Genomic DNA, 20,141 nt, shown 5'->3' on the forward strand with positions numbered 1-20,141 from the left:
ACTCCCAACCCGTCTCAGGCCGAACGCTTCATCAGCTTGCCGATCAGCGGCGACAGCAGGCCGCCGCGCGAACGCTTCACCTCCGCGCGGCCGGTCACGATCTGGGCCATCTGGCGGAACAGCTCGGTCGTCTTGTGGCTCGACGACACCTCGGCGATCATCTGTCCGTTGTTGGCGGCGGTGCCGAACAACTGCGGATCGAACGGGATGATGGCGGCCGGTTCGTCTTCCAGCGCCTTGGCGAAATCGGCGGGCGAAATCTCCGGGCGTTTCGGCATGCCGACCTGGTTCAGGCAATACAGCGGACGCCGGTCGTTCGGACGCTGCTGGCGCAGGAGGTCCGCGAGGTTCTTGGCGTTGCGCAGGTTGGCGAGGTCCGGCTGCGCGACGATCATGATGTCGTCGGCCGCGATCAGCAGCCGGCGGGTCCAGCCGTTCCACTGATGCGGGACGTCGAGCATGGTGCAGGGCACCGAGGTGCGCAGCGAGTCGATGATCGCGTCGAAGGATTCCGCGCCGAAGTCGTAAACCCGCTCGAGCGTCGCCGGGGCGGCGAGCAGGCTCAGCTGGTCGGTGCACTTCGACAGCAGGCGATCGACGAAATTGGTGTCGACGCGGTCCGGCGAGAACACCGCGTCGGCGACGCCCTGCGGCGGGTCCTGGTTGAAATCGAGGCCGGCGGTGCCGAAGGCGAGATCGAGGTCGACCACGACCGAGTCGAGCGCGATATCGCGCGCCGTCGACCAGGCAACGTTGTGGGCGATCGTGGAGGCTCCGACGCCGCCCTTGGCGCCGACGACGGCGACGATGCGGCCGATCGGCTTGGTGTTGGGCTGGTTGAACAGGCCGCAGATCGCCCGCACCACGTCGAGCGTTCCGGTCGGCGCGATCAGATATTCGCTGACGCCGCGCTTGGTCAGCTCGCGATAGAGCATCACGTCGTTGATGCGGCCGATCACCACGACGCGGGTGCCGGAGTCGCAGACCTCGGCGAGCTGGTCGAGGCCCTCGACGATTTCCTCGGCGCGGCCTTCGGACTCGACGATGATGACGTTCGGGGTCGGGCCGCTGCGATAGGCCTCGACGGCGGCGATGGCGCCGCCCATCTGGATCTTGATATGCGCCTTGGCGAGCCGGCGGTCCTCGCCGGCCGACTGCACCGCGGCGGCGGTCTCGACCGTCTCGCAGAACGCCTGCACCGACACCCGCGGCGCCGGAGCGATGTGCTCCTCGATGATCGCTTCGGCCGGGGCGGTGGTGACGCCCGCGTCGTCTACGACGGGAATTTGCTGGGGGTGCCTAATCATTTTCCGACTTCACTGATTTTTCCGTTGGCGTAGCCGTGGCCCGAGTCGTTCGGGTAGTTGGCGCCCGGCGTCTCACCCTTGCGATACTTGTCGAACATCACGGCGCGGCGTCCCGCCATCGCCGGCGCTTCGCCGCGCGGCTGGACGAGATCGGCGGGGTTGTCGACCATCGCGGCGAGGTTGCGCTGGCTGGCGCAGCCGAGATTCCAGTACGGATAATTCTGCATGTGGTCGGGCGTATCGGACGGGCCGAGGTCGTCCGGCCAGCGGCCGCACGGGCCGGCCTTCGCCATCAGCCGCGAATAGTTCAGCTTGATCGAGGCGAGCGAGCCGCCCGGCGCACTATAGGAGCGCACGCGCACGCCGGCGCCGGGGATGCCCGAGGCCGCGAAGATCGAATGGATTTCGCGCAGCGAGTCCTGCGCGGCGCGGTCGGTCCGGCCGCCCTTCGGCACGTCGATCAGGATGCCGCTGGTGGCGTCCCGCTTCCAGGACTGCGCGAAGGCGAGCACGTCGGCGCGCTGCGCCGGCGACAGGCCGCCGCGGTTCTGCCCGAGGAAAACCTCGACGGTCTGGTTGCCGTTGACGAGCGCGATCGGATGGCGCTGCCGGTAGTCGACCGGGTAGGGCGCCCGCGCCTGATGCTGCGAGTAGCAGCCGGCGAGCGTCACGGCGAGCGAGCCGATCGCCACGACGCGGAGGAATGCCGGCACACGGCCCCGAGCGGTCGTGGAAGAGGTCTGCGACATCGAAGGTCTCCTGCCGGCGTTCAGTCGAGGATGAAGCCGTAGTTGCTGCGGTGATTGCGCGTCGTGGTGGTGACGGCGGGAGCGGCGGGCGCCGCCTCGCCGTTGCCGTAGATGCGGTTGAAGCGGCCGAGCAGCACGGTCTGCGCGTCGTTGGCGTCGGCGAAGCCGTCATCGGGCCGCGACAGCTTGTTCTGCGCGACGGCGCGGACCACGTAGGGCGTCACCAGCACCATCAGCTCGGACTGGCGGTTGATGTAGTCGCGGCTCTTGAACAGCGTGCCGAGGATCGGCACCTGCATCAGGCCGGGAATGCCGTTGATCTGCTGCTTGGTCTGTTCCTGGATCATGCCGGCCAGCGCCAGCGAGCCGCCGGAGGGAACCTCGACGGTCGTTTCGGTGCGGCGGGTACGGATCGAGGGAATGGTCAGCGCCTGGGTCGAGCCCGGCACTTGCATGGTGATGGCGTTTTCCGACGACAGGTCGGACACCTCGGTCAGCACCTTCAGGCTGATGCGGCCTTCCGACAGCACCACCGGCGTGAACACCAGGCTGACGCCGAATTTCTTGAAGTCGATCTGCGACTGACAGACCGGCGGCGACTTGGTGGTGTCGCACGATAGGCCGTTGGGGATCGGGAATTCGCCGCCTGCGATGAAGGTCGCCGTCTCGCCGGAGATCGCGGTCAGGTTCGGCTCGGCGAGCGTGCGGATCACGCCGGCGCGTTCCATCGCGCGCAATTGCGCGGTGAGGTTCGACCAGCCCGCGCTCAGCGCCGAATTGGTCAGCGCCTGGCCGGTCGCCGTGAACGGATTGTTGCTGGTGTAGTTGATGACGGCCGAGCCGAAATTGGTGGTGCCGTTGAGGTCGATGCCGAGCTGCTTGATGACGTCGCGCTGCACTTCGGCGACCGTGACCTTCAGCATGATCTGGTCGCGCGCGCGCACCGAAATGCCGTTGACGACCTTGGTGCCGTCGCCGACCAGTCGCGAAGCGAGTTCATAGGCCTGCTGGGCGTCGGCGGCGCTCGCAGCGCTGCCCGTCAGCATGACGCCGTCATTGATGCCTTCGACGCGGATATCGGCGTCAGGGAGGATTTGCTTCAGCGCGCCGCGCAGGCCGTTGAGATCGCGGGTCACCGCGATGTCGAAGCCGGCGATCTGCTGGCCGTGGGCGTCGAAGAAGAAGATGTTGGTCTGCCCGACCTTGACGCCGATCATGTAGACACGGCGCGACGTGCGGATCACCGCATTGGCGATTTTGGGGTCCGCGACCAGCACGTCCTTGATGTCGGCCGGCAGATCGATGGCGACCGACTTGCCGACGCCGAGCGGCACGAAGCGCGAGGTGGCCTCGCTCGCCGCGACGCGGATGACCGTGGACGGCGCGTCGGCCGCGACCGTCGGCGTCACCGGCGAGCCTGCCGCGACGGCGATCAGGGCCAGCAGCGGAACCGCCCGGCTCCAGTTCGGCAAAGGACGCATCAGGGAGCGCTTCAAGGGGTGCATTTCGAGGTCCATTCCCCTGGTTACTTCGTCGTCGCGGTCGAGCTGACGCCGAAGCGAATCACGTTCACGGAGTTGCGTTTGCCGCCCGCGTCGTCGTCGGCCGGCTTGTCGGTGGCGTTCGAGTCGGTGATCGAGCGCAGCGCGAGCGAGATGGTGCCGAGCTGGCGCGCAGTCGCGAGCGTTTCGGCCTGCGGCGGCGACAGTTCGAGCGTCGCGGTCTTGCCGATCACGACCTTCTGGCCGTTCTTCTCCTCGACCGCCTGGTCGATGGCGAGCACGCGGATGTTGTTCAGAATGATTTCCGCCTGGTTGGGCGTGTCCTTGTCGCTGTCGCGGCCGCGGCGCGAGAGAATGACGTCGACGCGATCGTTCGGCAGGATGAAGCCGCCCGCGCCGGTTTCCGGCGAGATCTCGGTCGAGACCGCGCGCATGCCGGCGGGCAGGATCGCGGCCATGTAGCCGGAGCCTTTCGCCTTGACGAGCTTGGCGTCGCGGATCGGCTCGCCGGAGACGAACGGCGCGCGCGCGATCGAACCGGTCAGCGATTCGACGGCGTCGGGACGGTCGCTCTTGCGGATGAAGTTGCCGGTGTTGGCGGCGGCGGGCCAGTCCTGCCACTGCATGTCGCCGGCGCCGACCACCTGGCCGAGCGGAATGTCATTCTTGGCGACGAGAACGTCGACCGTGGGAATCTTCGCTTCGGGCTGGGAAGGAGCGGGCGGCGGCGGATCGGAGCGGCCGGCCAGCATGGCGGCAACGCCACCGGCGGCGATCGCAACCGTCAACACGACAAGACGCGCAGCTTTCATACGCTTCACTTCCTACAAACGCGGCGACAGACGCGACGCCAAAACACATGGCGGCCGGTACGACCGTTCGCGCCGGATTTGAGCAGGTAATGGTCAAGGTATGGTTAAAGAGCGGTATCTAACGTGAGTTAATTTTGTCTTGCTTCACGTTGCGTCCGCGTGTGTGCGCGTTCAGCCGGCGAGATGGCTCATCCAGTCGGTGTCGGGATAAACGATCAGCGCCGCCGCCGCGAGCGCGATGCCGTAGGGCACGCCGGCGCTCTTCTCATGCAGCCGCATGATCCACGGCTGCCTGGCGAGCGCGGCGGGCAGCGGCAGGGCGCGGAACTGGATCAGCAGCACGGTCAGGACGCCGCCGAGCAGCGAGGCGTAAATCAGGTAGGTCATCAGGTGTTCGAAGCCGAACCACAGCGCGATCGCCGCCGCGAGCTTGGCGTCGCCGCCGCCGATCCAGCCCATCGCGAAGCAGCCGAAGCCGATCGCAAGCACGAGGCCGCCGGCGGCGAGGTGCATGCCGGCTTCGTTGAGGCTCATGCCCGCCGCGAAGGCCAGCACCGCGAAGCCGCCGGCGAGCGCCAGCGTCAGCCGGTTCGAGATCGTCATGGTCAGGAGATCGCTCGAGGCCGCGAAAGCCATGGCGGCCGGAAACAGGATCAGGCGAATCGCATCGAGCACCATGAGGCCTCCCTCGGCGCGCCGGAGCGGGCCGCATGCGAGGTTACGGCGGTCAAGCTTGCGGTTCGGTTAGCGGCAGCGGGATTTCCGCGCCGGCCGCCAAAATAAAAAGGCTCCGGCAGCCCACCGGAGCCTTTTCAGTCCGGATGCGCGCGTGGATTACTTGAGCTGGCTGGAGACGCTCGAGAAGGTGTTGTTCAGCTGGGTGCCGAGGCCGTTGACGACCGCGATGATGGCGATCGAGATGCCGGCCGCAATGAGACCGTATTCGATAGCCGTCGCGCCAGCTTGGTTTTGCAGGAAGCGCTTGATGAGTTGCATCGCTAAGAGCCCTTGTGTGTGGCGTTCGTCCTGAACGCGGGGCGTAACGTAGGAACAAAACTCCAACAACTGATGGCTTGAAACGTTCGGCTTTTCGCGGAGTTTGCCGTCAAATTGCAGGCAAATTGCAGCGAACGGCGGGCGGAGGGCCGCCCCAAAAGCAGAAAGGCTCCGGCGCAAACCGGAGCCCTTGTTTCGTTCGGAAATCGAGCGTTTCAGCTTATTTCAGCTGCGAGGAGATGCTCGAGAACGAGGTGTTCAGCTTGGTGCCGAGGCCGTTGACGACCGCGATGATCGCGACCGAGATGCCGGCCGCGATGAGGCCGTATTCGATGGCGGTCGCGCCCGAGCTGTCCTGCATAAAGCGCACGAAAAGCTTCTTCATCTTTAGCTCCTTGGATCCACACGTGGGCTGTCTGAGCGCATCCGGCAACCGGATTGGTAGCTCCGGCTCACCCGGACTACGTCGAAAATTATCAGTGAGGTCTTGCACCTCGGTTAATCAGAACGAAGAATAATCGGGTATTGATGAGCGTTTATGACGTAGTTAATGAAATATCTCTAAGAGAATATTACGGTTAATAGGTAGTTTAACTGAATAATTCTATGTAATATTGAGAATAGACTTGAGGGTTCATCGGACGGCCGCGCGCCCGTTCGCCAATATTTGAGACGGCCTGCGAAGGCCGTTTCGCTTGGCCCTGCGGGTCCGATTACTTGCGCCGGCGGTCGCCGATATTTCGCGGGTTCCGCGCGGCGCGCCATTCACGCTGAATTAACTGGCAAGGCGGATACCGGACCGGCCGGTCTTTCACGCATCGCGCGGTCCCGAAATGCTCGCCGAAATCCTGTCTGTCGTCGAAGTCGCCGGGCAGACCTTGCTGAAAATTCTCCCCATCACCATTGCGATGGGCGTCGTCTTCGCGGTGCTGACGCACTGGTCGGCCTGCAATCCCGGCAAGCCGTGGTGGCGCAAGCGCGAGATCGTCACCGACGTGCTGTACTGGTTCTTCATTCCGCTGATCGCGCGGTTCGTGCGCATCGGCCTGATGGTCCTGGGCGCCGCCTATATCTACGGCATCCATGACGTCGACTCGCTGATGAAATTCTTCGACAACGGCTTCGGCCCGGTCGCGGTGCTGCCGCTGTGGGCGCAGGCGCTGATCTTCCTCGTCGCCTCGGACTTCCTGCTGTACTGGTTCCACCGGCTCTATCACGGCCGCCAGATGTGGAAGTACCACGCGGTCCATCACTCCTCGGAAGAACTCGACTGGATCTCGGCGGCGCGCTTCCATCCGGTGAACATCCTGCTCGGCACCGTCATCGTCGATGCGGCGCTGCTGCTCGCCGGCATCTCGCCGAACATCATGCTGTGGGTCGGGCCGTTCACGACCGCTCATTCGGCTTTCGTGCATGCCAATCTGAACTGGACGCTCGGCCCGCTGAAATACGTTATCGCGACGCCGGTGTTCCACCGCTGGCATCACACCGCGGCGGACCGCGGCGGCTCGAGCAATTTCGCCGGGACGTTTCCGGTGATCGATCTGATCTTCGGCACCTTCTACATGCCTGAGAAGCAGCTGCCGGACGCTTACGGCATCGACGACAAGAACTTTCCCGCCAGTTTCGGCGCGCAGATCGTTTATCCGTTCCGCCAGTAACCGCCTGACGGGCGGTTCCGCATCTTTGCATTTCGTTCACCACGTCATTTTGCGGTTGATTCACCAATTTGCAGTCAACTGAGGATGGCCGCGGGGGCTGCCGTCCTGTCGTGACGTGCATCCTGCCGGCCGTGTGTTGTGTACCCGCGTGCTGGAGTTTCCGATGTCGTGTCCTCAAGGGCGCCGCGCTGCGGCCGCCGGCCTGCTGGGCGCCGTGCTGATGGCCGGCAGCGCCTATGCCGACACCGTCCGGGTCAATATCGACCAGTCTCACATCATGCGGTTGCCGGAGCGCGCCGCCACGGTCGTGATCGGCAATCCGCTGATCGCCGATGCGACGCTGCAGAACGGCGGCATCCTGATCGTGACCGGCAAGGGCTACGGCTCCACCAACCTGATCGCGCTCGATCGCGCCGGCCGCGAGGTGAAAACCGACATGGTCCAGGTCGTCGGTCCCGGCACCGGCGATCTCGTCACCGTGTTCCGCGGCGTCGACCGCGAGACTTGGAGCTGCGCGCCGAAATGCGAGCCGCGCATCACGCTCGGCGACGGGCCGGCCTATTTCGCCCAGACGCTTGCCGAGACCACGGCCCGCAACGGCCAGGCCGCCGGCGGCGCAACCAAGTAAGCGGCCGTGAGGCTTGCGCTGCGCTCTTGGTTAGCGGCTGTTTAACGGCTTCGCCCGGCTTTTCCGGATCGCCGGAAACACTTCGACAACGCGGTTTTGCTAGGACTATCGCCACCGCTTCCTCCGCGACAGAGACGTCCGCATGACCCGCCGCATTGCGATCGACCTCCTGAACGGCTTGCGCCGCCGGTTGCCGCTGCGTTTGGCGCGCGGCTTCGCGCGGCGCGACGACGGCGCCGCGGCGATCGAATTTGCGCTGGTGGCGACGCCGTTCCTCGCGCTGGTCTTCGCGATCATGGAAACCGCGTTGGTCTTCTTCGCAGGGCAGACGCTGGAAGCCGCCGTCACCAATTCGAGCCGGCTGATCCTGACCGGCCAGGCGCAGACCGGCGGCCTGACGCAGGCGACGTTCAAGCAAAAGGTCTGCGAGCAGATCGTCGGCCTGTTCGACTGCGCCGACAAGGTCTACGTCAACGTCCAGACCTATACGAGCTTCTCGGCGGCGAGCACCACGCCGCCTTACAACAACGGCCAGTTCGACACGACGAAGATGAAGTATCAGCCGGGCGGACCGGGCGACATCGTGGTGGTCAGCCTCTACTACCAGTGGCCGATCTACGTCTCGCTGCTCAGCAACAACCTCGACAACCAGAACGGCAACAAGCGGCTGCTGGTGGCGACGGCGGCGTTCCGCAACGAACCCTATCAGTGAGATCCGTCATGCTGACCGCTCTTCGCCGTCGTTTGCTGTGCTTTAGCCGCGACCGCCGCGGCGTATCCGCCGTCGAGTTCGCATTGCTCGCGCCGTTGATGGTCGGGCTTTATTTGAGCGGCGTCGAGATTTCCGAAGGCATCAGCATCGACCGCAAGGTTACGCTGACCGCCGGCACGATGGCGAACCTCGCCGCGCAGACTGCGACGCTGTCGGACGCCGACGTGTCGAACATCCTGAATGCCTCGGCCTCGATCATGTCGCCGTATTCGCGCACGCCGCTGCAGATCGTGGTGACCTGCGTCGATATCGACAAGGACGGCAAGGCGACGGTGAAGTGGAGCGAGACCTATCAGGGCACCAAACGCGGGGTCGGCTCCTCGGTGACGCTGCCGTCGGCGCTCGCGGTGCCAAACACCTCGCTGATCCTGAGCGAGGTGAGCTACGCCTACAAGCCGGTGATCGGCCACACCATCACCGGCACGCTCAACCTCACCGACAAGATGTATATGAGCCCGCGGCAGCCGCCGACGGTGACGCGGACCTCATAACGGTCCATCGCGTTTTCAAGCGAAGTGGGTACCGGCTCGCGTGAAGAAAACGCGTCCAAACAAAGCTACGCCGCCGGGCTCTCCGGGATCGGCAGTTCGGTCGTCGACTTGATGCGCTCCATCGCGAAGCGCGAGGTCACGTTCTTCAGCGGCACGGCGGCGATCAGGCGCTTGTAGAAAGCGTCGTATCTCGCCATGTCCTGCACGACGACACGCAGCATGTAGTCGACGTCGCCCGCCATCCGGTAGAACTCCATCACCTCCGGCATTGCCGACACCGTCTCGGCGAAACGCTTCAGCCAGTCGTTGGAGTGGTCGCCGGTCTCCACCGAGACGAACACGGTGATGCCGAGCCCGACCTTGTCGGGATCGATCAGCGCGACGCGGCGCTGGATCACGCCGTCGGCTTCGAGCCGCTGCAGGCGCTTCCAGCACGGCGTCGACGACAGGCCGACGCGCTGGCCGATTTCGGCGACGGACAGCGAGGCGTCGCTCTGCACCACGGCGAGGATCTTGCGATCGATGGCGTCCATTCTCTCAACTTTCCAAAAAAGAGACGGAATGTTCCGTTTAGGACGCTATATAGGAAAATATTTTCTTTTTTGCGTCCGCATCTGTCTTTACAGAGAAAAACATTCTATTTCAAGTGCAATTCAGCCGCCCCTGCGGACGGCTTCAACGCCTCAGGCACTGCCATGGTTCATCTCGTACCCGCTTCGCTCGCCCGGACTTTCCGCCGTATCGCCGCCGCCGCCGTGCTGTCGGCTGCCATCGCCACGCCGGCGCTTGCCGCCGATCCGCTGGTGTCGGTCGACTGGCTGAAGGCGCATCGCGCCGACGCCAAGGTCGTCGTGCTGGATATCCGTTCGGCGATCGATGGCGGCGGCAAGGACGCCTACGAGAAGGCCCACATTCCCGGCGCCGTGCACACCGACTACGACAAGTCCGGCTGGCGCGTCGAACGCCAGGGCGTGCCCTTCATGTTGCCGACCGTCGCGGAGCTTGAAAAGCTGATCGGCGATCTGGGCATCGACGAGGGCAGCCATGTCGTCGTGGTGCCGGCCGGCGTCAGCTACACCGATTTCGGTTCCGCCGCGCGTGTCTACTGGACGCTGAAGACCGTCGGCGTGAACGAGGTTTCGATCCTCGATGGCGGCTTCGCCGCCTGGAAGGCCGCCGGCAACGATGTCGCGAACGGCAAGAGCCAGCCGTCGCCGGCGATCTTCACCGCCACCTTCAATGACAAGTCGCTCGCCACCGGCGAGCAGGTCGCCGCCGGCGCAAAGAACGGCGGCAAGGCGACGCTGATCGATGCGCGGCCGCAAGGCTTCTTCCTCGGCAAAGAGAAGGCGCCGCAGGCGGCCGCCTATGGCCACATTCCGGGTTCGGTCAGCCTCGACAGCGCGCGCTTCTACGATCCGGTGAAGAATCGGCTGAAGCCCCGCGCGGAACTCGCCGCGGCGGCGGCGTCCGTTCCCGAGGGGCCGGCGGTGACCTACTGCAACACCGGCCACTGGGCGGCGACCGACTGGTTCGTGCTGCACGAATTGCTCGGCCGCAAGGACGTGCGCCTCTATGACGGCTCGATGGTCGAGTGGACCTCGCATGCCGACCGCGCGGTTGAATCGTCCCGCACCAAATGGGATGATCTGAAGAAGGCGCTCGGCCTCGGTTCCTGAGTCGCGCGTCCGACGAAGCGACAGAGCTGGCGATCCAGCGCGAGAGCGACACAAGACCGACAATGACAACCGTTTCGATGACGGCGCCGGACGTTCGTCCGGCGCGCAGGCGCGATCCTCTTTTCCTCGCGATTTCCATTCTGGCGACCGCCGTTCTGGTGGCGCTGGTGCTGCTCGACGGCCAGCCGTGGTCGGCGGCGCTGATCCTCGGCGGCTTCGGCCTCGGCGCGGCCTTTCTGGTCGCGGAGTTCAGCTTCACCGCGTCATGGCGGCGCTTTCTGACGCAGGGCAGGGCCGACGGCCTGATCGGCGGCCTGATCGTCGTCGCGATCGGCGCGCTGGTCATCGTGCCGGTGGCGAAGCTCGTGCCCGGCTTCGGCGGCGCCATCGCGCCGCTCGGCCCGTCGCTGCTGATCGGCTCTTTCGTGTTCGGCATCGGCATGCAGCTCGGCAACGGCTGCGGCTCCGGCACGCTCTACACGGCGGGCGGCGGCTCCGGCCGCATGCTGATCACGCTCGCGTTCTTCATCGTCGGCAGCGTGTTCGGCAGCCTGTCGCTGCCGTCGGCGCTGGCGCTCGGCGGCGTCGATCCGGTGCTGGCGGCGGATTATCTCGGCCCGTGGGGCGGCCTGCTCGCAACGCTCGCGAGCCTCGCCGTGATGGCGTGGATCGCGATGCTGGTCGCGAAGCGCCGCGGTGCGGTCTACGTGCCGTCGCGCAACTACGTCATCGGCGGCGTCATTATCGGCCTGCTCACCATCGCAGTGTTCGTCGCCGGCGGCCATCCATGGAGCGTCACCTTCGGCTTTACCGTGTGGGGCGCCAAGCTTGCCGCGCTGGCCGGCGTCGATTTCTCGCAGGCCGCGTTCTGGCAATGGGAAGGGCCGAAGCGCGCGCTGCAGGATTCGGTGCTGTCCGACACCTCGAGCCTCACGGATTTCGGCATGATCTTCGGCGCGATGGCGGCCGCGGCGGCGATGAAGCCGTTCGCGCGCACCGCCTGGCCGCCGCTCGGCTCGCTGATGGCGGCCGCGGTCGGCGGTCTGCTGATGGGCTGGGGCGCGCGGCTTGGCTTTGGCTGCAACATCGGCGCCTTTGTCGGCGGCGTCGCGTCCGGCTCGCTACACGGCTGGGTCTGGTTCGTGATGGCGCTCCTGGGCTCCACCATCGGCATTCGCCTGCGGCCGCTGTTCGGCCTGTCGAGAGACTGACCCATGAGAAGCGTCTACATCGCCGTCGTGCTGATCGGTTTCGTCGCCATCGTGGCGAACCACCTCACCAGTCCCTCGAGCGGCCGCGCGGTGTCGCCGGAAGACTTTGCCGGCGCCTGCGCGCCGTGCGGCGCGCCCTGTCCGTCGACGCAGAAATAGCGGATTACTTCGCCGCCGCCGGCGCGCGTTCCCGCAGAAACGCCGTGACCTCGTTATAGGTCGGCGCGCCGGTCAGGCCGCCGAACCGCGTGCATTTGATCGCGGCCGCGGCCGCGGCAAACCGCATCGCCTCGACAGCGTCGCACCCGGTGAGAATGCCGAACAGGAACGCGCCGTGAAACGTGTCGCCGGCGCCGAGCGTGTCGATGGTGTCGACCTTGAACGCATCGAAATGGCGGACGCGGCCGTTCTCCAGCCAGTAGGTGCCGTTCGGCCCGTCGGTGACGGCGAGGAAGCAATCGACGTGGCGGCCGAAGACCGCAAGCCCTTCCTTCAGGTCGTCGACTTTCGTGGCGTAACGCAGCGCCTGCGCCGACGAGATCAGATGGGTGGCGCATTGCAGCAACGGCTCATTGCATTCCGTCGCGCGGTCGAGATCCATCACGACGGGAAGATTGCGCCGCCGCGCCGCCTTGCAGACCGGCATGACGAAAGCCGTGAAGGCGTTGTCGACCAGCACGCCGTCGACGCCCTCGACCAGCCGTTCGGGGTCGGCCGGCGCGGCTTCCGTCAGTCCGCTGCCGCGCCGAGTCGCGATGGTCTTCTCGCCGTGGGCGTCGAGCAGGATCAGCGATACCGGCGCGACCGCGCCGGCGATCCGCATCGCGCCGCTGCAATCGATGCCCTGCTGTTCGAGCCCGCGCACGATATTGTCGCTGGTCTCGTCGTCCTCGCCGCCGAGCGGGCCGGCGTAGCGCGCAACGGCGCCCAGCCGTGTCGCCGCCACGGCGGCGTTGGCGGCGCAACCCCCGCCGACGATGACGAAATCCGACGCGCGGATTTTCATGCCGGGCGCGGGAAATGTCTCCACGCGCATGACCATGTCCTGCACGGCGTTGCCGGCGCAAAGGATGTGCGGCTTGCGTGTCGTCTGCCTGCCGTCAGTCAAATTCGATCCCGTCTTCCACCCAGCTCCGGATGATGTGATAGGCGATGGCGACGCCGGGCGGCGTCGTCAGTCCGTCGGGATGACGCCGCGTCAGCATCTGCGCGGCCTCGTCGCGCGAGAACCAGCGCGCGTCTTCGAGTTCGTCGCGGTCCACCGTGATGTCCCGGCTCAACGCCTGCGCGTGGCAGCCGATCATCAGCGACATAGGAAAAGGCCACGGTTGTGTGGCGAAATAGCGGACGCGGCCGCAGGCAATGCCGGCTTCTTCCAGCGTTTCGCGCCGCACCGCGTCTTCCATGCTTTCGCCGGGTTCCACGAAACCGGCGAGGCACGACCACATGGTCGGCGCGAAACGCGGCGAGCGGCCGAGCAGGCAGCGGTCGCCGTCCACCGCGAGCATGATGACGACCGGATCGGTGCGCGGAAAATGCTGCGCCTTGCAGGCCGGGCAGTCGCGCCGCCATCCGGCATCGGTCACGTCGGTCGGCGCGCCGCAATTGGCGCAGAAGCGGTGCCGCGTGTGCCAGTGCAGAACGGCCTTGGCTTCCGCGATCGGCGGCAGGTGGTCGGCCTCGACCAGCCCCTGCACGGCGATGGAGCGCAGATCGGTGACGACGAGATCGCCGCGCTCCTTCAGCGCCTCCGCGCTTTGCGGCGCGAGGCCGAAGCCGAAGCGCGGCGCGCCGTCATCGAGTCCGAGAAAAATCATCTCGCCCGGCGTGCCGAGCGTGCTCGCCTGCGATACCGAGAACAGTGGATTGCTGGCGGGTTCCGCCTTGGTGAGCACGATCAACTCGCCGCCGACGACGTAGCAGGCGGCGCGCGGATCGGCCGCCAGCGCGGCAATCGACGCGCCATCGCGGCGCAGTTCCGCGGCACGCAGAAGGCGGCTGTCGGTGTATCCGAGGCGGGGCTTTGGACCGAGGTCGATGCGGGACGACATCGACGCCACTACTGGCACGGGCGACCAGCCCGCGCAATGCACGCCGTCTTTATGCGGCGGCCAGCGCGTCGTCGACGGCGCGGATCACCTGCGTCGGCGCAAGTTCGTCGAGGCACTGGCTGTGGCTCGCGACGTGCCGCTCGCAGCCCTCGTAGCCGCAGGGCAGGCAGGGCAGCGGGTTCTGCACGATCCACACATTGCCCTGATGCTGGATGGTTCCGCTGGCTTGCCACGGTTTCGTCATGCCGCCGGCCGGCCACGGCCCCCACAGCCGCGGGTCCATCGGGCCGAACAGCGCGACCGTCGGACAGCCGGTTGCCGCCGCGAGATGCGTGACGGATGTGTCGGGGCCGACATAGACGCTCGCCGCTTGCAGCAGCGCCGTGGTCGCCGGCCATGCGGCGATCTGCACGGTGGTGACGCCGTCCCAGACGTCGCGCAGGTAAGCCTGCTCGGCCGGGTCGGGGCTGCCGATCGCGACGAGGCCTACGCCGCGCTTTGCGAGATGCGCGGCGAGCGCGCGCCAGCCGTCTTTGGTCCATTGCTTGTAGCGGAACATCGGCGCGGCATGGATCACGGCATAAGGCGCGGCGGGTTTCGGCGTGGCGGGATCGCCCGCCGGCGCGACCAGCTCCGGCACGCGGGGGACGCCGAGCGCGTCGGCAAGCTGTAGCGCCTGATCGACGCGGTGGCGGGTATCGTCGGTCACGACCGCGCGCTGGAGCAGCCAACGCTTGATCGTGTCGCTTACCGTGCGGACGCCCGGCGCGACCACGCCTGCGCGATAGGGCGCGGCCAGCGCGGCGTAGAAGGTGGGGCGGTCGCCGCTCTGGGTCGAGATCGCGAGGTCGTAGTGCCGCCACAGTCGCACGGCGAGCCGCAGGCTGTCGGCGGCGGAGGGCTTGCCGGGCAGCGTCAGGATGCCGGCGATGTCGGGATTGCCGCGGAACATCGCGGCGCTGCCCTTGAACGTCAGCACGTCGATTGTCGCGTCCGGCCAGGCGCGGCGCAGGCTGCGGATCAGGGGCGTGGTCAGCAGCGCGTCGCCGATCCGGGCGAGCGTGATGACGAGCACGCGCCGGGGGGCGCGCGCGAGAGCGGGCGGGGCCTGATCGGTCATGGCTGGCGCGGCGGTCGATGCCTGAGCATGGGACTGTTTTGACTATCAAATTCCGCGCTTGCGGTACAATCGCCGCCGGATCATAGAGAAGCGGCACAATCGGCCCTGATCGAAACCGGAGTCCCGACCCTTGAGCAATTCGCCGGCCCGGCCCAAACGCGGCGCACCGCTGGTTCCGCTGTCGTGGGGCGACCTGTTTGACAAGCTGACGATCCTCGAGATCAAGGCACAGCGGCTGACCGCGCCGCAGGCGCTCGACAATGTGAAGCGCGAACTTGCCGCGCTGGCGCAGGTGGTCGAGACGCTCGGGGTCCAGCCGGACAAGCTGGCCGCGCTCAAGGCCGAGCTGAAGGCGATGAACGAGAAGCTGTGGGACATCGAGAACGGCACACGCGCCAAGGAAGCGGCCAAGACCTTCGATCAGGAATTCATCAGCCTGACGCGGTCGGTCTATCTCAACAACGACCAGCGGGCGCGGATCAAGCGCGCCATCAACGAACTGCTCGACTCCGAGATCGTCGAAGAGAAGCAGTACACTTCTTATTCGAGCTGACCGCCGCCGTCGGCCGCGAGCGCGGCCTTGAGGTCGCGCAGGAAGGCGTCGCGGACCGGCGGATCGTAAGGCTTCGCCGGCAGCTTGCCCCAGACCGGTGCCGGCCAGGCGCCGTCGTCGCGAAACCGCGCGATGACATGGATGTGCAGTTGCGCCACCATGTTGCCGATCGTCGCGACATTGAGCTTGTGGCAGGCGGTGAGGTCCCTGAGCACGGTCGAAACGCGCGCGATCTCGTCCATCAGTTGGGCGCGGTCGTTGGCCGCCAGGTCGATCAGCTCCACCGCGCGGGCGCGCCGCGGCACCAGGATCAGCCACGGATAATTGGCGTCGTTGCTCAAGAGCACGCGCGACAGCGGCAGATCGCCGGCGGCGACCGTGTCGGCAGCCAGCCGCGGGTCGAGGCTCCACGGCGTTTTTGTCTCGGAAGTCATTGAAAATCCCGCCGATTCTTTCCAGGGAAAGCTAGCAGAGGCGAGCCAGCCCCGCTTGCTTTCCCGGCCCGTTCGCCCGATATAGGCAGCGGGAGGTTGGCGGTGGACGAACCACTCGCCAACCGGGTCAGGTCCGGAAGGAAGCAGCCCTAACGAGCACGGATCGGGTCGCTCGTCAGCCTCCCACCTAATTCACAGAGATTTCGCGTCATGCGCGGGCATCCGGGTCCGGCGTGCAGCCGGCCCGGTATAAATTGACCCGCGCATCCGTCTTCCGGCGGGTAGGATTGCGGCGGAGCCAGCGGTACCGATGAACGACGCCACCACCGACGAGACCGGCTACCGCGTTCTGGCGCGCAAATACCGCCCGTCCACCTTCGACGACCTGATCGGCCAGGACGCGATGGTGCGCACGGTCTCGAACGCCTTCGAGACCGGCCGCATCCCGCAGGCCTGGATCCTCACCGGCGTGCGCGGCGTCGGCAAGACGACAACCGCGCGCATCCTCGCCCGCGCGCTGAATTACGAATTGCCGGACGGGTCCGTCACCGGCCCGACGATCAAGATGCCGGTGCTCGGCACCCAGTGCCAGGCGATCATGGAAAGCCGGCACATGGACGTGCTGGAGATGGACGCCGCCTCGCATAACGGCGTCGACGACGTCCGCCAGATCAACGATGCGATCCGCTACGCGCCGGTCTCGGCGCGCTACAAGGTCTACATCCTCGACGAAGTGCACATGCTGTCCGGCGCGGCGTTCAATGCGCTGTTGAAGACGCTGGAAGAGCCGCCGCCGCACGCCAAGTTCATCTTCGCGACCACCGAAATCCGCAAAGTGCCGGTCACGGTGCTGTCGCGCTGCCAGCGGTTCGACCTGCGCCGCGTCGACGCATCGCTGCTGGTCGACCATCTTGCCGGAATCGCGACGAAGGAAAATGTCGACGCCGAGCAGGGCGCGCTGGCGCTGATCGCGCGGGCGGCGGAAGGCTCGGTGCGCGACTCGCTGTCGCTGCTCGATCAGGCGATTGCACATGCTGCGGGGCCTGTTCGCGCCGATGACGTGCGGCAGATGCTCGGCCTTGCCGACCGCGTGCGCATCGTCGATCTGTTCGAAGCCTTGATGAAAGGCGACGCCGCTGCGGCGCTGAAGGAGCTTCGCGAGCAATACGACATCGGCGCCGACCCTGCCGTGCTGCTCGCCGATCTCGCCGAGTTCACCCATTTCGTGACCCGCGTGAAGGTGGTGCCGTCGGTCGCCGACGACGTGTCGCTGTCGGAGGCTGAGCGCACGCGCGGCCGCGCCTTCGCTACGCAACTGTCGATGCGCGTGCTGTCGCGCGCCTGGCAGATGCTGCTGAAGGGCATGAACGAGGTCGCGCAGGCCGCCCGTCCGCTCGCCGCCGCCGAGATGGTGCTGGTGCGCATCGCCTATGCCGCCGACCTGCCGACGCCCGACGAGGTGATCCGCTCGCTCGACAACGGCGGCGGGGTGAGCGAAGGCGCCGCCGCGCGTCCCGCGGGCGGCAACGGCAGCGGTCAAAGTCACGGCAATGGCGGCGTGACGGCGGCGTCCTCCGCGAGCGCGCCGCGTTACGATGCGCCGCGCGGTGCGCCGCGTGGCTCTGCCATGACCGCGCCAATGACCGCGCCAATGGCTGCGCCGATGCAGAGCCCGATGGCCGCGCCGCGCGCGGCTGCCGATGCCGCGCCCGCGCCGGCGCTCGGCAAGCTCGAGGATATCGTGGCGCTCGCCGCCGACAAGCGCGACGTGACGATGAAGATGGCGCTGGAACGCGACGTGCGGCTGGTGCGCTGCGAGGAGGGCCGGCTCGAGATCGCGCTCGAGGCGAGCGCGCGGCCGACGCTGGTCAACGAACTCTCGCGCAAGCTCGGCGAATGGACCGGCAAGCGCTGGATGGTGGTGGTCTCGACCGAGCCGGGCGCGCCGACACTGAAGGCGCAGGCCGAGGCCCGCGAGGTCGAGTTGAAGCGCGGCGTGCGCGCCAACCCGCTGGTGCGGTCGGTGCTGGACCGCTTTCCCGGCGCGGAGATCGTCGGCGTGAGCGTGCGCGGCGAAACCGCCGAAGGCGAAGATTTTGCCGGCGACATGCCGCCCTATGACGACGAGCAGGACTGAGCGATGGCCGACTTTATGGGCATGATGAAGCAGGCGGCGCAGCTCCAGCAGAAAATGCAGGAGCTGCAGGCCGAACTCGACCGCATCGAGGTCGAGGGCACGGCCGGCGGCGGCATGGTCACCGTGCGGCTGACCGGCAAGGGCGAGCTGAAAGGCATCACCGCCGATCCCTCGCTCTACAAGCCCGAAGAGAAAGACATCTTCGAGGACCTGATCGTCGCCGCGCATGCCGATGCACGCCGCAAGTCCGAGGAGCTGCTGCAGGACAAGATGAAATCGCTCACCGGCGGCCTGCCGCTGCCGCCGGGGCTGAAGCTGTTCTAGATGCCCACCGCCGTTGCCGGTCCCGAAATCGAGCGCCTGATCCAGCTGCTGGCGCGGCTGCCGGGTCTGGGGCCGCGCTCCGCGCGCCGTGCCGCGCTGCATCTCATCAAGAAGCGCGAACTGCTGATGGCGCCGCTCACCGCGGCGCTGCAAACCGCGATCGACAAGATCGTCGTCTGCAAGACCTGCGGCAATATCGACACCCACGATCCCTGCACGGTCTGCACCGATCTGCGCCGCGACGCCTCGATCATCGTCGTCGTGGCCGACGTCGCCGATCTGTGGGCGCTCGAACGCGCGCAGGCGGTCAACGGCCGCTACCATGTGCTCGGCGGCACGCTGTCGCCGCTCGACGGCGTCGGGCCGGGCGATCTGTCGATCGATGCGCTGGTGTCGCGCGCGCATGACGACGGCGTCAAGGAAGTCATCCTCGCACTCAACGCCACGGTCGACGGGCAGACTACCGCGCATTACATCACCGAGCTGTTGCAGGATGCCAACGTCAAGGTGACGCGGCTCGCGCATGGCGTGCCGGTCGGCGGCGAGCTGGACTATCTCGACGAAGGCACGCTGTCGGCGGCGATCAAGCAGCGGACGTTGTTTTGAGATTGCTGTTTGAGTGTCATGCCCCGCGAAGGCGGGGCATCCAGTAAACTACGGAAATGGCTGTGTACTGGATCGTCCGCCTACGCGGGCGATGACGGTGACAGTTGTCAAACCCCTTTATACACCTTCTCGCGGAACTCGCTCGGCGCGAGGCCCGTGGCGTTGGCGAAGGTGCGGCTGAAATAGGCCGGGTCCTCGAAGCCGAGCGCGTAGGCGATCTCCGACACCGGCTTGTTGGTATAGACGAGGTTGCGCCGCGCCTCGCGCACCAGCCGGTCGCGGATCATGTGGGTCGCCGGGCAGCCGAACGCCTCGCGGGCGAGGCGGGAGAGATGCGTCGGCGTGATCGCGAGATCCTTCGCGTAGCGCGCCACCGGCCAGTGCTCGAGATAATGCGCGTCGATCAGCGCCTCGAACCGGCGCAGGATGTCGACGCCGGTTGCAGCCTTCGCCGGCGCGCGCGTCGCGGCGAGCGCGCGGGCGACGTGGCCGAGCAGCATCGCCGACAGCGCCTTGAGGATGTGGGCGCGCGCAAAATTCCGGCCGCCATATTCGGCGAAAATATCGGCCATCAGGCGGCGTATCTCTGGCGTCGCGCGCAGCACCGTCGCGGTGGCGAGCGCGCGGTCGAGTCCTTCCGGGGCGTTGAGCACCTCGTCGAGAATTTCGGTGGCGATGGTGACGACAAAGCCCTGCGTGCCGGGGTGGAACGCATAGCCGTGAACGTGGTTCGCCGGCATGTTGACGACGCTCAACGCGCGCAGGCGGTGCGCACCGCTTTCCATCGTCGCGGTGCCGCCGCCGCGCGCGATCAGCAGCACCTGATGCAGCCGGCCGTGGCGGTGCGGCGCGAGCTGCCAGTCGTGCAGCGAGGAGCGGCTGGCGATGGTTTCGCAATGCACGACGTCCGGCAGGTCGCGGACCTCGCCGAACAGGTTGTAGGACTGGATCGCCGGCCGTTTCGCGACCGGCTTGCGCGGCGCGGCTTTGCCGGCGGGTCTGGAAGCCTTTGCGGACGCTTGGGCCATGTTCGATTTGTACAAGACAAAGTGCGCTTGATCCATTCCCGGCGGGGCGGGCCGGCGCGAAATTGTGCAACCGGCGCGGG

Annotated in this window: 24 protein-coding genes and 1 other RNA gene; 12 read left to right on the top strand and 13 right to left on the bottom strand. The window is 66.7% G+C overall.

The window, feature by feature from the left end; all coding sequences use genetic code 11:
• Nucleotides 1–14: 14 nt before the first annotated feature.
• The 7 genes from AB7F10_RS17155 to AB7F10_RS17185 all read right to left on the bottom strand — a co-directional run bounded on the left by AB7F10_RS17155 (nt 15) and on the right by AB7F10_RS17185 (nt 5,751).
• Nucleotides 15–1,307, bottom strand: a complete 1,293-nt coding sequence (locus AB7F10_RS17155) for an AAA family ATPase (protein WP_428563256.1) — start codon at nt 1,305–1,307, stop codon at nt 15–17.
• Nucleotides 1,304–2,056: a CpaD family pilus assembly protein gene (locus tag AB7F10_RS17160; RefSeq protein WP_428563254.1), complete on the bottom strand. Its 753-nt coding sequence runs from the start codon at nt 2,054–2,056 to the stop codon at nt 1,304–1,306. Before AB7F10_RS17160 ends, AB7F10_RS17155 begins: the two co-directional genes overlap by 4 nt.
• A 20-nt stretch (nt 2,057–2,076) precedes the next feature.
• Nucleotides 2,077–3,573, bottom strand: coding sequence for a type II and III secretion system protein family protein (locus tag AB7F10_RS17165; protein ID WP_428587193.1), 1,497 nt, complete (start codon nt 3,571–3,573; stop codon nt 2,077–2,079).
• Nucleotides 3,574–3,581: 8 nt separating this feature from the next.
• On the bottom strand, nt 3,582–4,370 hold the full coding sequence (gene cpaB, locus AB7F10_RS17170) for a Flp pilus assembly protein CpaB (protein WP_428563250.1): 789 nt from the start codon (nt 4,368–4,370) through the stop codon (nt 3,582–3,584).
• A 171-nt stretch (nt 4,371–4,541) separates the two neighbouring features.
• Complete coding sequence (locus AB7F10_RS17175; protein WP_428563248.1) at nt 4,542–5,048, bottom strand: A24 family peptidase; 507 nt, start codon at nt 5,046–5,048, stop codon at nt 4,542–4,544.
• Nucleotides 5,049–5,204: 156 nt separating this feature from the next.
• Nucleotides 5,205–5,366 (bottom strand): Flp family type IVb pilin, encoded by a 162-nt coding sequence (locus AB7F10_RS17180; protein WP_428563246.1) that lies wholly within the window; start codon nt 5,364–5,366, stop codon nt 5,205–5,207.
• 220 nt (nt 5,367–5,586) lie between these two features.
• On the bottom strand, nt 5,587–5,751 hold the full coding sequence (locus AB7F10_RS17185) for a Flp family type IVb pilin (RefSeq protein ID WP_428563244.1): 165 nt from the start codon (nt 5,749–5,751) through the stop codon (nt 5,587–5,589).
• 448 nt (nt 5,752–6,199) lie between these two features.
• On the opposite strand from AB7F10_RS17185, the gene AB7F10_RS17190 reads away from it, so the two are divergent.
• The 4 genes from AB7F10_RS17190 to AB7F10_RS17205 all read left to right on the top strand — a co-directional run bounded on the left by AB7F10_RS17190 (nt 6,200) and on the right by AB7F10_RS17205 (nt 8,918).
• On the top strand, nt 6,200–7,027 hold the full coding sequence (locus AB7F10_RS17190) for a sterol desaturase family protein (protein ID WP_428563242.1): 828 nt from the start codon (nt 6,200–6,202) through the stop codon (nt 7,025–7,027).
• Between the two features lie 163 nt (nt 7,028–7,190).
• Nucleotides 7,191–7,655 (top strand): pilus assembly protein N-terminal domain-containing protein, encoded by a 465-nt coding sequence (locus AB7F10_RS17195; protein WP_428563240.1) that lies wholly within the window; start codon nt 7,191–7,193, stop codon nt 7,653–7,655.
• 142 nt (nt 7,656–7,797) lie between these two features.
• Complete coding sequence (locus AB7F10_RS17200; protein WP_428563238.1) at nt 7,798–8,367, top strand: TadE/TadG family type IV pilus assembly protein; 570 nt, start codon at nt 7,798–7,800, stop codon at nt 8,365–8,367.
• An 8-nt stretch (nt 8,368–8,375) separates the two neighbouring features.
• On the top strand, nt 8,376–8,918 hold the full coding sequence (locus tag AB7F10_RS17205; RefSeq protein WP_428563236.1) for a TadE/TadG family type IV pilus assembly protein: 543 nt from the start codon (nt 8,376–8,378) through the stop codon (nt 8,916–8,918).
• 65 nt (nt 8,919–8,983) lie between these two features.
• Here AB7F10_RS17205 and AB7F10_RS17210 read toward each other — a convergent pair whose 3' ends face one another.
• Complete coding sequence (locus AB7F10_RS17210) at nt 8,984–9,451, bottom strand: Lrp/AsnC family transcriptional regulator (RefSeq protein WP_428563234.1); 468 nt, start codon at nt 9,449–9,451, stop codon at nt 8,984–8,986.
• 162 nt (nt 9,452–9,613) lie between these two features.
• On the opposite strand from AB7F10_RS17210, the gene AB7F10_RS17215 reads away from it, so the two are divergent.
• The 3 genes from AB7F10_RS17215 to AB7F10_RS17225 all read left to right on the top strand — a co-directional run bounded on the left by AB7F10_RS17215 (nt 9,614) and on the right by AB7F10_RS17225 (nt 11,967).
• Nucleotides 9,614–10,597, top strand: a complete 984-nt coding sequence (locus AB7F10_RS17215; RefSeq protein ID WP_428563232.1) for a sulfurtransferase — start codon at nt 9,614–9,616, stop codon at nt 10,595–10,597.
• 62 nt (nt 10,598–10,659) lie between these two features.
• Nucleotides 10,660–11,808, top strand: a complete 1,149-nt coding sequence (locus AB7F10_RS17220; protein ID WP_428563230.1) for a YeeE/YedE family protein — start codon at nt 10,660–10,662, stop codon at nt 11,806–11,808.
• A gap of 3 nt (nt 11,809–11,811) precedes the next feature.
• Nucleotides 11,812–11,967 (top strand): hypothetical protein, encoded by a 156-nt coding sequence (locus tag AB7F10_RS17225; RefSeq protein WP_428563228.1) that lies wholly within the window; start codon nt 11,812–11,814, stop codon nt 11,965–11,967.
• Nucleotides 11,968–11,971: 4 nt separating this feature from the next.
• Here the strand turns inward: AB7F10_RS17225 and AB7F10_RS17230 are convergent, their stop codons facing one another.
• The 3 genes from AB7F10_RS17230 to AB7F10_RS17240 are packed head-to-tail and all read right to left on the bottom strand — an operon-like array spanning nt 11,972 to nt 14,979.
• A complete protein-coding gene (locus tag AB7F10_RS17230; RefSeq protein WP_428563226.1) occupies nt 11,972–12,916 on the bottom strand; it encodes a PfkB family carbohydrate kinase in 945 nt (314 codons plus the stop codon).
• Nucleotides 12,909–13,859, bottom strand: a complete 951-nt coding sequence (nudC, locus tag AB7F10_RS17235) for an NAD(+) diphosphatase (RefSeq protein ID WP_428563224.1) — start codon at nt 13,857–13,859, stop codon at nt 12,909–12,911. The genes AB7F10_RS17230 and nudC overlap by 8 nt, the downstream gene beginning before the upstream one ends.
• A 49-nt stretch (nt 13,860–13,908) precedes the next feature.
• Nucleotides 13,909–14,979, bottom strand: coding sequence for a glycosyltransferase family 9 protein (locus AB7F10_RS17240; protein ID WP_428563222.1), 1,071 nt, complete (start codon nt 14,977–14,979; stop codon nt 13,909–13,911).
• Nucleotides 14,980–15,109: 130 nt separating this feature from the next.
• Here AB7F10_RS17240 and AB7F10_RS17245 point away from each other — a divergent pair, with 130 nt between their 5' ends.
• Nucleotides 15,110–15,532: a DUF6165 family protein gene (locus tag AB7F10_RS17245; protein WP_428563220.1), complete on the top strand. Its 423-nt coding sequence runs from the start codon at nt 15,110–15,112 to the stop codon at nt 15,530–15,532.
• Here the strand turns inward: AB7F10_RS17245 and AB7F10_RS17250 are convergent.
• Entirely contained in the window at nt 15,520–15,966 is a 447-nt protein-coding gene (locus AB7F10_RS17250) for an HIT domain-containing protein (RefSeq protein WP_428563218.1), read from the bottom strand. The genes AB7F10_RS17245 and AB7F10_RS17250 overlap by 13 nt on opposite strands.
• Nucleotides 15,967–16,057: 91 nt before the next feature.
• Here AB7F10_RS17250 and ffs point away from each other — a divergent pair.
• The 4 genes from ffs (at nt 16,058) to recR (ending at nt 19,033) form a co-directional block, all read left to right on the top strand.
• Nucleotides 16,058–16,153, top strand: an RNA gene (ffs, locus tag AB7F10_RS17255) — signal recognition particle sRNA small type.
• Nucleotides 16,154–16,276: 123 nt separating this feature from the next.
• Nucleotides 16,277–18,103: a DNA polymerase III subunit gamma/tau gene (locus AB7F10_RS17260; protein ID WP_428563216.1), complete on the top strand. Its 1,827-nt coding sequence runs from the start codon at nt 16,277–16,279 to the stop codon at nt 18,101–18,103.
• A 3-nt stretch (nt 18,104–18,106) separates the two neighbouring features.
• A complete protein-coding gene (locus AB7F10_RS17265) occupies nt 18,107–18,427 on the top strand; it encodes a YbaB/EbfC family nucleoid-associated protein (RefSeq protein WP_428563214.1) in 321 nt (106 codons plus the stop codon).
• Nucleotides 18,428–19,033, top strand: a complete 606-nt coding sequence (gene recR / locus AB7F10_RS17270; RefSeq protein WP_428563212.1) for a recombination mediator RecR — start codon at nt 18,428–18,430, stop codon at nt 19,031–19,033.
• Between the two features lie 107 nt (nt 19,034–19,140).
• Here the strand turns inward: recR and AB7F10_RS17275 are convergent, their stop codons facing one another.
• Nucleotides 19,141–20,061, bottom strand: coding sequence for a helix-turn-helix domain-containing protein (locus AB7F10_RS17275; RefSeq protein WP_428563210.1), 921 nt, complete (start codon nt 20,059–20,061; stop codon nt 19,141–19,143).
• Between the last annotated feature and the right edge of the window lie 80 nt (nt 20,062–20,141).

The organism is Pseudolabrys sp. (assembly GCF_050250095.1).
GTDB lineage: Bacteria > Pseudomonadota > Alphaproteobacteria > Rhizobiales > Xanthobacteraceae > Pseudolabrys.